At 61.9% G+C, this 12,234-nt stretch carries 9 protein-coding genes; 7 read left to right on the top strand and 2 right to left on the bottom strand.

The window, feature by feature from the left end:
* Positions 1 to 108 precede the first annotated feature (108 nt).
* The 4 genes from AB7M32_RS28075 (at position 109) to AB7M32_RS28060 (ending at position 7,043) form a co-directional block, all read left to right on the top strand.
* Complete coding sequence (locus AB7M32_RS28075; RefSeq protein ID WP_072409439.1) at positions 109 to 1,902, top strand: DUF1302 domain-containing protein; 1,794 nt, start codon at positions 109 to 111, stop codon at positions 1,900 to 1,902.
* 22 nt (positions 1,903 to 1,924) lie between these two features.
* On the top strand, positions 1,925 to 3,292 hold the full coding sequence (locus tag AB7M32_RS28070; protein ID WP_072409441.1) for a DUF1329 domain-containing protein: 1,368 nt from the start codon (positions 1,925 to 1,927) through the stop codon (positions 3,290 to 3,292).
* 301 nt (positions 3,293 to 3,593) lie between these two features.
* Positions 3,594 to 6,143: a LuxR C-terminal-related transcriptional regulator gene (locus AB7M32_RS28065; protein ID WP_454252028.1), complete on the top strand. Its 2,550-nt coding sequence runs from the start codon at positions 3,594 to 3,596 to the stop codon at positions 6,141 to 6,143.
* A 198-nt stretch (positions 6,144 to 6,341) separates the two neighbouring features.
* Positions 6,342 to 7,043: a hypothetical protein gene (locus tag AB7M32_RS28060; RefSeq protein WP_454252027.1), complete on the top strand. Its 702-nt coding sequence runs from the start codon at positions 6,342 to 6,344 to the stop codon at positions 7,041 to 7,043.
* On the opposite strand, the gene AB7M32_RS28055 is transcribed toward AB7M32_RS28060, so the two are convergent.
* The gene (locus AB7M32_RS28055; RefSeq protein ID WP_454252026.1) at positions 7,008 to 7,829 is read right to left on the bottom strand and encodes an IclR family transcriptional regulator; all 822 of its coding nucleotides are present in this window, start codon (positions 7,827 to 7,829) and stop codon (positions 7,008 to 7,010) included. The two genes, AB7M32_RS28060 and AB7M32_RS28055, sit on opposite strands and share 36 nt — an antisense overlap.
* Positions 7,830 to 7,981: 152 nt before the next feature.
* Between AB7M32_RS28055 and hmgA the strand changes: the two genes are divergently transcribed.
* From hmgA to maiA, 3 genes are read left to right on the top strand one after another with little or no spacing between them, the layout of a single operon-like run.
* The gene (hmgA, locus tag AB7M32_RS28050; RefSeq protein WP_454252025.1) at positions 7,982 to 9,286 is read left to right on the top strand and encodes a homogentisate 1,2-dioxygenase; all 1,305 of its coding nucleotides are present in this window, start codon (positions 7,982 to 7,984) and stop codon (positions 9,284 to 9,286) included.
* A gap of 2 nt (positions 9,287 to 9,288) precedes the next feature.
* A complete protein-coding gene (gene fahA / locus AB7M32_RS28045) occupies positions 9,289 to 10,593 on the top strand; it encodes a fumarylacetoacetase (protein ID WP_454252024.1) in 1,305 nt (434 codons plus the stop codon).
* A 10-nt stretch (positions 10,594 to 10,603) separates the two neighbouring features.
* Positions 10,604 to 11,242, top strand: a complete 639-nt coding sequence (gene maiA / locus AB7M32_RS28040) for a maleylacetoacetate isomerase (RefSeq protein WP_454252023.1) — start codon at positions 10,604 to 10,606, stop codon at positions 11,240 to 11,242.
* Positions 11,243 to 11,383: 141 nt separating this feature from the next.
* On the opposite strand, the gene AB7M32_RS28035 is transcribed toward maiA, so the two are convergent.
* On the bottom strand, positions 11,384 to 12,187 hold the full coding sequence (locus tag AB7M32_RS28035; protein WP_454252022.1) for a SirB1 family protein: 804 nt from the start codon (positions 12,185 to 12,187) through the stop codon (positions 11,384 to 11,386).
* Positions 12,188 to 12,234 lie beyond the last annotated feature (47 nt).

Genomic DNA, 12,234 nt, shown 5'->3' with positions numbered 1-12,234 from the left:
GGGGGCTGTAATCCTTTTGAGGTACAGCGCGAATACCTCCTTGGTGCGCTTATCGCCCATGGCGTGCGGCAGTAGGGTGAAGCCTCTGTCACTCACCGGGGAAGACGCATGACAACAATAACAATGCGCGCCATCTTCAAGCCGCAGGCGCTGGCCGTCGCGGTGGCCTTGGGTTGCTCTGCCCAGGCGCAGGCCGTTTCATTCAACATTGGCGAGATCGAGGGTCAGTTCGATTCGTCGCTGTCCGTGGGCGCGAGCTGGGGCATGCGCGACGCGGACAAAGACCTGGTCGGCACGGTCAACGGCGGGCGGGGCCAATCCTCCACCGGTGATGACGGACGGCTGAATTTCAAGAAAGGCGAAACCTTTTCCAAAATCTTCAAGGGCCTGCACGACCTCGAGCTCAAGTACGGCGATACCGGTGTGTTCGTGCGCGGCAAGTACTGGTATGACTTCGAGCTCAAGGATGAGGGCCGCGAGTTCAAGGACATCAGCGACAGCAATCGCAAGGAAGGCGCCAAGTCCTCAGGGGCACAGATTCTCGATGCCTTCGTCTATCACAACTATTCCATCGCCGATTTGCCAGGCACCGTGCGCGCCGGCAAGCAGGTGGTCAGTTGGGGGGAAAGCACCTTCATCGGCAACTCCATCAACAGCATCAACCCGGTGGACGTGTCCGCGTTCCGTCGCCCCGGTGCGGAGATCAAGGAAGGCCTGATCCCGGTGAACATGCTGTTCGCCTCCCAAGGCCTGACCGACAAGCTCACCATCGAAGGTTTCTACCAGTTGGAGTGGGATCAGACCGTGGTGGATAACTGCGGCACGTTCTTCGGCAACGACGTGGTGGCCGACGGTTGCACCAGTGGCTACACCGTGGGCAGTCCGGCGATTGCGCCGTTCGTGCCTTTGACCCAGGCATTCGGCCAGGAGATCCAGGTGTCCAGCGAAGGGGTGATCATTCCCCGTGGCGGCGACCGTGACGCCCGCGACTCCGGCCAGTGGGGCACGGCGTTGCGCTGGCTCGGCGATGACACCGAGTACGGCCTGTACTTCATGAACTACCACAGCCGTACGCCTACCGTCGGAACCACCACGGCGGGGCTTTCGACGCTGGCGGCGTTGCCGGGAATGGTCGCGATCGCCAACGGCCTGGCCCCTGGCAGCGGTGCGGGTCTGGCGCAAAGCGTGATGCTGGGCCGTGGTGGGTACTACCTTGAATACCCGGAAGACATCCGCCTGTACGGCGCCAGTTTCTCCACGACGTTGCCCACCGGCACCGCCTGGACCGGGGAAATCAGCTACCGTCCCAACGCGCCGGTGCAGGTCAATACCAACGACCTGACCCTGGCCTTGGTCAACCCGATTGCCGGTGGCGCGGCATCGCCTATCGCGACCGCACCGGGTGCCGACAACACCGGTTATCGGCGTAAGGAAGTGACCCAGGTCCAGAGCACCCTGACGCACTTCTTCGATCAGGTGCTGGGGGCCGATCGCCTGACGCTGGTTGGCGAAGCGGCGGTGGTGCATGTCGGTGGCCTGGAGTCCAAGGACAAGCTGCGTTATGGCCGTGATTCGGTCTATGGCCAATACGGCTTTCAGGGCGACACCGATGGTTTCGTCACCTCGACGTCCTGGGGCTATCGCGCCCGGGCGATCCTCGATTACTCCAACGTGATCGGCGGGGTGAACTTCAAGCCCAACGTGTCCTGGTCCCACGATGTGGCCGGCTATGGCCCCAACGGCCTGTTCAACGAAGGCGCCAAGGCCATCAGCGTTGGTGTCGATGCCGATTACCGCAACACCTACACCGCCAGCTTGAGCTACACCGACTTTTTTGGCGGCGATTACAACGTTCTCGAAGACCGCGATTTCCTCGCGCTGAGCTTCGGCGTGAACTTCTGATCTGGCTGACAAGGAAAACCCAATGCGCAAGATGATCCTGCAATGCGGTGCCCTGGCCTTGAGCCTGCTGGCGGCGAACGTGATGGCGGCGGTTTCGCCGGAGGAAGCGAACAAACTGGGCACCAGTCTCACCCCCATCGGTGCGGAAAAGGCGGGTAACGCCGATGGCTCGATCCCGGCCTGGACCGGCGGCATTGCGAAAAACGCTGGAGCGGTGGACAGCAAGGGTTTCCTGGCGGATCCGTTCGCCAATGAAAAACCATTGTTCACCATCACCGCCGCGACGGTTGACAAGTACAAGGACAAGCTGTCCGAGGGGCAGGTGGCGATGTTCAAGCGCTACCCGGAGACCTACAAGATCCCGGTCTATCCGACCCACCGCAGCGTTTCCCTGCCGCCGGAAATCTACGAGTCGGCCAAGCGCAGTGCGCTCAACGTGGCGTCCATCAACGACGGTAACGGCTTGTCCAACTTCACCGGCAACCGCTACTACGCCTTCCCGATCCCCAAGAACGGCGTGGAAGTCATATGGAACCACATCACCCGTTATCACGGTGGCAACCTGCGACGCATCATTACCCAGGCCACGCCACAGACCAATGGCAGCTTCACGCCGATCCGCTTCGAAGAAGAAATCGCCGTGCCGTTCCTGATCAAGGATGCCGACCCGGAAAAGGCCAGTAACGTGCTGACCTATTTCAAGCAGGAGGTCACCGCCCCGGCACGCCTGGCCGGTAATGTGCTGTTGGTGCACGAAACCCTGGACCAAGTGAAGGAGCCACGCCTGGCCTGGATCTACAACGCCGGCCAGCGCCGTGTGCGTCGTGCCCCGCAAGTAGCCTACGATGGCCCGGGCACCGCCGCCGACGGGTTGCGCACCTCCGACAACTTCGACCTGTTTTCCGGTGCGCCGGACCGCTACGACTGGAAGCTGATCGGCAAGAAGGAAATGTACATCCCGTACAACAGCTACAAGCTCGATTCGCCCAGCCTCAAGTACGACGATGTGATCAAGGCCGGCCACATCAACCAGGACCTGACCCGCTATGAACTGCACCGGGTCTGGGAAGTGGTCGGGACGGTCAAGCCCAGCGAGCGGCACATCTACGCCAAACGCCACATGTACTTCGACGAGGACAGCTGGCAGGCCGCCCTGGTGGACCACTACGACGGTCGCGGCCAACTGTGGCGGGTGGCCGAAGGTCATGCCCAGTTCTACTACGACCATCAGAACCCGGCCTACACCCTGGAGGCGCTCTACGACATCATCGCCGGCCGCTACATCGCGCTGGGGATGAAGAACGAGGAGAAACACAGCTACGAATACGGCTTCGAAGCCCGGGCAGCCGACTATACGCCGGCGGCGCTGCGCTCGACCGGGGTTCGGTAAGGGGCCGACTGTTGGAAAGAGAACGGTGGCGAGGGGATTTATCTGTGGGAGCAAGGCTTGCCCGCGATGGCCGCACCGCAGTCTGAAAGCTGAACCGCGTTATCGTTCATCGCGGGCAAGCCTTGCTCCCACGGTGAATCCTTTCCCCACAAGGTTGTGTCTGACTTGATAATCGTGATCGACCGGCAGCCCCCTCTGCCGGTCGTTTTTTTATGGGTGCCAATCAGCGCGCTGAATACTTCTCCAAAGGTCGGCGACACAGGACTAGGGTGGTGAGATAACAATAAACAGGATCACCCACATGACCGCCATGACTCCGTGTCCGGACCGTCCAGGATTGCTGCCTCGCCTATCCTCGACGCATCTGCCGCGGCGGTCCTTGAGCGAGCCGCTGCTGGCTTCCGAGGCGCGGGTAAAACTGCTCTGCGCGCCGGCGGGCAGCGGCAAGAGTGCGTTGTTCGCCGAGTGCTTCCTGCAAGCGCCCAGTGACTGTCGGTTGCATTGGTTGCCCTTGGGGGGCTCGGCGTTGAGCGCCGCGCAAATGTGCGAGCACCTGGCGCAGACCCTCGGGCTGCCGGTGCTGGATGAAGCGGGTTTGTTGGCCCACCTGGCGCGTTTGCAAACACCCACCTGGTTATTTCTGGACGACTATTGCCGGGTGCCGAATCCCGAGCTGGATCAACTGCTCGACCGTTTATTGAATACCAGCAGCCCGGCATTGCACCTGTGGTTGAATGGCCGCCGCCGCCCCCACTGCAATTGGCCGCGACTGTTGCTCGATGACGAACTGCACGAGTTTGACCCACAGGCATTGTTCTTCACCCCTGATGATATCCAGCCACTGCTTCGTCATCTGCCCGGCCCCCAGGCTGCCCGCACGGCTCGCGAGGTGATTCAGCGCAATGGTGGCTGGTGTGCCGGGGTGCGTATCACCCTGCTTGAGCGCTGCGAATGGGCGCGCAGTCATGCGACACCGGGGAGGCCGGGGACCTTGCTCGACTACCTGGAGTACGAGCTGTTCAGTACGCTGACCCCGGAGCTGGCACAGGCCTGGCGCGTGCTGGCGCATCTGCCGCGGTTCAATGCCCGGCTGTGCGAGCACTTGTTCGGCGACACGGTGGGCGCCCAATGCCTGCCGTTGTTGCTGGAGCTGGGGTGTTTTATCGAGCCGTGGGAGCAGACCTCGGACTGGTTGCAAATCTTCCCGGCCCTGGCCCGGTTGGTGCGTGAAGAGCCCTGGTCCCAGGGGCGCTCCTGGCATCGCCGGGCCTGCCAGTGGTTTGCCGCCGAGCAGGACTGGCAAATGGCGTTCGAGCAAGCCATGTTGGCCGAGGAGTTCGAGACCGCCGTCAGTTTCTTGCAGCATTTGAATTTCGAGCACGTCTTGCAGCGCCGTAACGTGGTGCTGTTGCTGAGCTTGCACGATCAACAAGGCGAAGCGCTGACCCTTGATACGCCGCAGTCGGTGGGGCTGGTCACCGCTGCGCTGTTGTTCGCCGGACGCTTCGATGAGGCATCGACGTGCATCGAGCAACTGGCCAGGTTCCTGCCGCAACCTTCGGCCTGTCGGCAGCGACAGGTGTTGGCAAGGTGGCTGGTCCTGCGCGGCTGGTTGCTGCACCTCTCTGGCGATGGCGAACCGGCGCGCGAACATTTCCTCCAGGCCCAGGCCAGCCTGGAGCCCGAGGCCTGGTCCCAACGGGTGCTGTGCCTGGGTGGGCTGACGCAGCAGGCGTTGCTTGCTGGCGAACTGGCCTCGGCGCAATGGATCAACCGCCAGGCGTTATGCCTGGCGCGTGCGCAGGGTTCGCTGGTCTTTGAAGGATTACTGGAACTGGACCACGCCCAAGTCCTGGAGCAACGCGGCGCGCCGCATCGGGCCGATCATTTGCTGGCCGCCGTCCAGACACTGCTGGATAAACCGGGCCAGGACTTTTCCGCGTTGTTGGGACGGATTGCCTTGCGGCGCGGGCGCCTGGCGCTGCGCATGGGGTTTGAGGAACGGGCCGCCGAGCACTTTCAAACGGGTTTGGAAACGGGCCTGCACAGCCAGGACAAACAGGTGCTCTATGGCTTTCTCGGCAAGGCCTGCCTGGCTGCCAACCAGGGCGACTACGGCGAGGCCTTCATGCATCTGCGCGATGCCGAGCGGATCATGCAGCAGCGCCACATCCCCGACACCGTTTACCGTGGCGTGTTGTTGCAAACCAGCTGCCAGTTCTGGTTGCAACAGGGACGGGCGGAACTGGCCCATGAAGCCTTGACCCGCGTCTTGCGGCATTTTCGCGGACCCCAGGCCAAGCACGCGCCTCCCGCGACCCTGGAGCTTATTGCGCGACTTGAATACCTGCTGGTGCTGGCCGAAGTCTACTTGCAGCGGGCGCAGGCGCCACAGGCGCGCCTGCAGGCCATGATCGCCCAGGCGCAGCACGGTGAAATGCACAGCCTGGAAACCGAACTGCACCTGGTGCTGACGGAGGTCGTCTGGTTGTCCGGCGATCGTGCCCAGGCCCGCTCACTGCTGCAAGAGGGGCTCAAGCGAGTCACCTGCTGGCGGGCCCAGCAAGCGTTGTGCGAACTGCGCTTGCGCCAGCCCGAGTTGTTGCGCTGGGGGCAATCGGCAGAACCGGCCGAGTCGCCCGTCACCGCCGAGGAGACGTTGCTCAGTCATCGCGAGCTGGAGGTCCTGGAACTGATTGCCCAAGGGCATTCAAACCAACAGATAGCCGAACAGTTGTTCATCTCGTTGCACACGGTGAAAACCCATGCGCGTCGAATCCACAGCAAGTTGGGTGTGCAGCGACGTACCCAGGCGGTGGCAAAAGCCAAGGGCATGGGGGTGATGGGTTAGATGCAATGAGTTGAAACTTCACGCACGCTTACACTTGCCTTTTTTACAGTCGGGCGCTGGCCTGTGTATAACGGCCTGACTGAAGTTCAAGTCTCAAGTTGCCGCTTCAGTTGACCGATGCCATGTTGTTGCATCAGGCGCACACCCCATAACGGCTCGAACAGGACGTTCGAGCCTATGAAATGACAAGGATGTCTTATGAATAACCCGTTGTTTTCTTCTCACTCCGAAAGACTTCTAGCACTGAAAAACACGCGCGTGGATTTCGCCGTGCAGCTGCTATTGGATCATTACCTGGAGCCATTGGACGTCAATCCATTCACGGCCTATGTGAATACGTTGATGGACTTCCCCAAGCTCGAAACAGCAACTTCTCGAACGTTATTCGAGGAAACGCTGACCTGGGTTGAAAAGCAAAGCCTGCCAACGTATACGCAAGGAATCAGTAATGTGTTCAACAGGCGTTATTCCTTTGCTGCCGAAGATCGGATAAAGACGCTGGACTTGATCGCATTTGAAAAAATCGTCACAGACATCGTGGCCAGTTTGACGGAAAAACCTGCAATCGATTTATCCCCGCGCCCCCTCAGGCCATTGACCGCCGAGGATGTGCATGGTGCTTTGAAAGTTCATGCGCCCAACATCTATCCGGAGGGCGTGTACGTGACCAGTTTTATTGACCATGGCCTCGGCAGGCGTATGGTGTCGTCTTCCGAGAGGCTGGTTGAGTATCTATTGGGCAATTTCAACAACGATGTGATTCCCTTCCATTCGAAGGGCAGCCACCAAGGCATTTATACCGTCGGCTTCAGCGGGGAAGAGCGCCACCTCCATCCGCAACTGATCACCCCACATCTCAATGATCTAGTGATCAGGATTGTCCCGGATTTCCTGGGCTGATCCTGGACCCGCCTCATACCCCATCCGCCAACTCACGGCCCGGGTCGCCGCCAACAGTCGTTGCGCCGCCGGGCCGTTTTCGTCGGCGTGGAACAACGAGGTCGGGCCGACCACGGTCATCACTGCCTTGACCTCGCCGATCGCATTGAAGACCGGGGCGGACAAGGCGTCCACGCCCGGCATCAGCAAGCCATGCACATGGTGCAGGCCACGGCTGCGAATCTGCTCGCACAGGGTGGCATAGGCGCGATCATCGGCCAGGGCATGGTGCTCGGTGCCTTGTACTTCCTGCTCGCGCAGGCCAACCGTCTCGCGTGCTGGCAGATAAGCGCTGAACACCAGTCCCGTGGACGAGCTGAGCAGCGGCAACACCGAGCCCAGTTGCGTCACCACGGTCACGGCCCGCACGGCGGGCTCGATGCGCACCACGGTCGCGCCATGGTTGCCCCACACCGCCAGGAAGCAGGTTTCGTTCAAGTCATCGCGCAACTCGGCCAGGGGGAGGGCGGCCACTTGCAGCACGTCCATGCCGTTCAACGCGGCCAGGCCCACGCGCAGGGCTTCGCGGCCCAGGCCGTAGTGGTTGGTGGCGGCGTTCTGCTCGGCAAACCCGCTGGCGATCAAGGCCTGCAAGTAGCGATGGACCTTGCTCGCCGGCATCTGCACGTGCTCGGCCAGGCGCGACAATGACGTGGAGGGGGAGAGTTCGGCCAGGGCCTTGAGAATGTCGGTGCCGACTTCGGCCGAGCGGACTTTCTGTTTACCGTTGCTGAGCGGGGTTTCCATGGAGGCGCAGGGTCCAGAGGCGAATGGGCGTCTTTATAGCTTGACGGTCGCTGCCGAGCAAATTACGTTATGCGTAATTGAATTACGATAAAAATAACCCAGTGCGCCTCAACCACTCCGTTGAGTGACAGGCCGCACTCCCAGGAGGCTCCATGAACCTCGATTCCACAACGTCGGACCTGGCTTACCAGTCAGGCTTGGGCAACGAATTTGCCAGCGAAGCCTTGCCCGGCGCCTTGCCCATCGGCCAGAACTCCCCGCAGAAAGCCCCGTACGGTCTCTACGCCGAGTTGTTCTCTGGCACGGCGTTCACCATGGCCCGCAGCGAAGCGCGGCGTACCTGGATGTATCGGATCCGGCCGTCGGCCAATCACCCGGCCTTCACCAAGCTCGAACGGCAATTGGCGGGTGGCCCGCTGGGTGAGGTCACGCCCAATCGCCTGCGCTGGAACCCGCTGGACATTCCCGCCGAGCCCACCGATTTCATCGACGGCCTGGTGTGCATGGCGGCCAATGCCGGCGCGGACAAACCGACCGGTGTCAGCCTTTATCACTACAGGGCCAACCGCTCCATGGAGCGGGTGTTTTTCAATGCCGACGGTGAGTGGCTGATCGTGCCGCAACTGGGACGGCTGCGGATCGCCACCGAACTGGGCGTGCTGGAACTGGCGCCGCTGGAAATCGCCGTACTGCCCCGGGGCCTGAAATTTCGCGTTGAACTGCTCGACCCGCAGGCCCGTGGTTACCTCGCCGAAAACCATGGCGCGCCGCTGCGCCTGCCGGACCTGGGGCCCATCGGCAGCAACGGCCTGGCGAACCCGAGGGATTTCCTGACGCCGGTCGCCCATTACGAGAACCTCGCGCAACCGACCACCGTGGTGCAGAAATTCCTCGGTGAGTTGTGGGGTTGCGAACTGGATCATTCGCCTCTTGACGTGGTGGCCTGGCACGGCAACAACGTGCCGTACAAATATGACCTGCGCCGCTTCAACACGATTGGCACGGTCAGCTTCGATCACCCGGATCCGTCGATTTTCACCGTGCTGACCTCGCCTACCAGTGTCCACGGCTTGGCCAATCTCGACTTCGTGATTTTCCCGCCCCGCTGGATGGTGGCGGAAAACACCTTCCGTCCGCCGTGGTTCCACCGCAACCTGATGAACGAATTCATGGGCCTGATCCAGGGCGCCTACGATGCCAAGGCCGAAGGTTTTCTGCCGGGCGGTACATCCTTGCACAGTTGCATGAGCGCCCATGGCCCGGATGGTGAGACCTGTACCAAGGCCATCAACGCTGATCTTCAGCCGGCGAAAATCGACAACACCATGGCCTTCATGTTCGAGACCAGCCAGGTATTGCGCCCAAGCCGTTTCGCCCTGGACTGCCCGCAACTGCAAACCGACTACGATGCTTGTTGGGCCTCGCTGCCTGTCACGTTCGACCCGACCCGGAGATAACCATGACTCAAAGTTCCCCTGCCCGTAGCTGGGTCGCCAGTGCCAACGGCCACGCCGACTTCCCCTTGCAGAACCTGCCATTGGGTGTCTTCAGCGTCGATGGCGGTGCCTTGCGCTGCGGCGTGGCGATTGGCGAGCGGATTTTCGATCTGCAGGTTGCGCTGCAAGCGGGCTTGTTTGATGGCGCGGCGCAACAAGCCGTCGAAGCCATGGCCGGCGGCCAGTTGAACGGGTTTTTCGACCTGGGCCGCAGCGCCCGGGTTGCCCTGCGTGAACGACTGCTGGAGCTGTTGCGCGAAGACAGTCCGTTGCGCGGCCAAGTTGAAGCCCAGGAGGCGAAGCTGCTGCTCCTCGCTGCCGACTGCCAGATGCACCTGCCGGCCAGGATCAACGACTACACCGATTTCTACGTGGGTATCGAACACGCGCAGAATGTCGGCAAGCTGTTTCGCCCCGATAATCCATTGCTGCCCAACTACAAATACGTGCCCATCGGTTACCACGGTCGCGCTTCGACCATTCGCCCGTCCGGTACCGACGTGCGCCGTCCCAAGGGCCAGACCCTGCCGGCCGGCCAGACCGAACCGACCTTCGGCCCGTGCGCGCGGCTGGACTATGAGCTGGAACTGGGTATCTGGATCGGCAAGGGCAATGCGCTGGGCGAACCGATCCCCATTGGCGATGCCGCCGAGCACATTGGCGGGTTCTGCCTGCTCAACGACTGGTCGGCCCGGGATATCCAGGCCTGGGAATACCAGCCCCTGGGGCCGTTTCTGTCGAAGAGTTTCCTGACCAGCATCTCGCCTTGGGTGGTGACGGCCGAGGCCCTGGAACCGTTCCGCGGCCCGCAACCGGCGCGTCCGCAAGGCGATCCGCAACCGCTGCCGTATCTGCTGGACACGCGTGACCAGGCTGGCGGTGCTTTCGACATCGAGCTGGAAGTCCTGTTACTGACCGAGGCCATGGTCGAGCAGAACCTGCCGGCCCAGCGCCTGACGCTGAGCAACACCCAGTACATGTACTGGACGGTGGCGCAAATGGTCGCGCACCACAGCGTCAACGGCTGCCAGTTGCAGGCCGGCGACCTGTTTGGCTCGGGCACCTTGTCGGGCCCTGAAAACCATCAGTTCGGCAGCCTGCTGGAAATCACCGAAGGCGGTAAGAAACCGATCGAACTGGCGTCTGGCGAAGTGCGCCGATTCCTCGAGGACGGTGACGAAATCATCTTGCGGGCCCGTTGCCGCCGCGAGGGTTTCGCCTCCATCGGTTTCGGCGAGTGCCGGGGCAAGATCCTGCCGGCGCGTTGAGGGGGAGTGCATGGAACTCTATACCTATTACCGCTCCACCTCGTCCTATCGGGTGCGCATTGCGTTGGCACTCAAGGGCCTGGATTACCAGGCCTTGCCTGTCAACTTGATCGCTGCGCCCGGGGGCGAGCATCGCCAGCCGGCCTACCTGGCGATCAACCCCCAGGGCAGGGTGCCGGCGCTGCGTACCGATGAGGGCGCATTGCTGGTGCAATCGCCGGCCATCATCGAGTACCTGGAGGAGCGTTATCCCCAGGTGCCGCTGCTCAGCGCCGACCTGGGGGTGCGCGCCCGCGAGCGGGGGGTCGCCGCGTTGATCGGTTGCGACATTCATCCCCTGCACAACGTCAGCGTGCTCAACCAACTGCGGCAGTGGGGCCACGATGAAGCGCAGGTGACAGAGTGGATCGGGCATTGGATCAGCCAGGGCCTGGCGGCGGTGGAGCAGTTGATTGGCGATGAGGGGTATTGCTTCGGTACCGTGCCGGGGTTGGCGGATGTGTTCTTGATCCCGCAGTTGTACGCTGCCGAGCGGTTCAATGTTTCCTTGCAGGGGTATCCACGGATCCGTCGGGTCGCGGCATTGGCGGCCGGACATCCAGCGTTCCAGCAGGCGCATCCGGCGAAGCAGCCGGATACTCCGGCTTGATATTGCTGTAGGCCGTTCCATCGCCATCGCGAGCAAGCTCGCTCCCACATTTGATTTGCGTACACTGGGATCTACTGTGGGAGCGAGCTTGCTCGCGATAGCGATTCAAAAAGTAACCTGAATCTGCATGCCTGCCACCGCTCAATGCACCACCGAATTCGGCGGCAAATGTCCCAGCCGCTCCGTCAGCCGAATTCGCTGGATCGGATCGTCGCTGAGCATCAGGGCATGCTCCAGGTCGAAACGTTCGGCGTTGGGGCAATCGAGTCGCTGATACAGGCTGGCGCGGGCCAGGTAATCGGCGGCGCTGGCGTTGCCCAGTTCCAGCACCCGTTCGGCGTCGATCAGGGCCGCGATGTAATCGTCGTTCGCCAGATGCAGTTGGCGCAGATTGCGCGACAGGCGCTGCAGCATCTGCATCGGCTCGGCGTTGACCAAGTGCTCCGCCTTGAGCAGCATGTTCGCGCCATATTGGCGTTGTAGCAGTTCCCGGCAGTCATTGGGGTACAACCGGCGCCCACCGCACGGGTCGAGCAGGTGATCGGCACCGGGCACTTTCAACAGGAAATGCCCGGGGAAATTGACACCGACCATCGGAATTTCCAGCCCTCGGGCCAGTTCCAGGGCAATCAGCCCGAGTGCCAGGGGTTGCCCGCGCTTGCGTGCCAGGACCTGGTTCAGCAACGCCGCGCGTGGTCGCAGGGGGGTGAAGTCGTCTTGGGCGAAACCCAGGTCATTGAGCCGTCGCAACAGGGGCTGGCCCAGTTCGCTGACAGGCAGCATCGGCAGGTCATGGCTGACCCGCTGTTGCAGCTCCTTGAAATCCTTCAGCAAGGCCGGGACGTCGACGTCGCGATCATGTTCGGCAGCGATCCACAACGCCGCTTCGAACAGCGCCGGTGGTGAGCGGTGCAGACAGTCAAAAAAGGCTTGGCGCGGTTTCATCGAACTCTCCGGGCTATGCTCCCGTTTTAGCCCTGCCGTGGATTTTC

This window comes from Pseudomonas sp. R151218B TE3479 (genome assembly GCF_053629195.1).
Note: the sequence above shows the minus strand (reverse complement) of the source record. Positions and strands in the feature narration are given on the sequence as shown.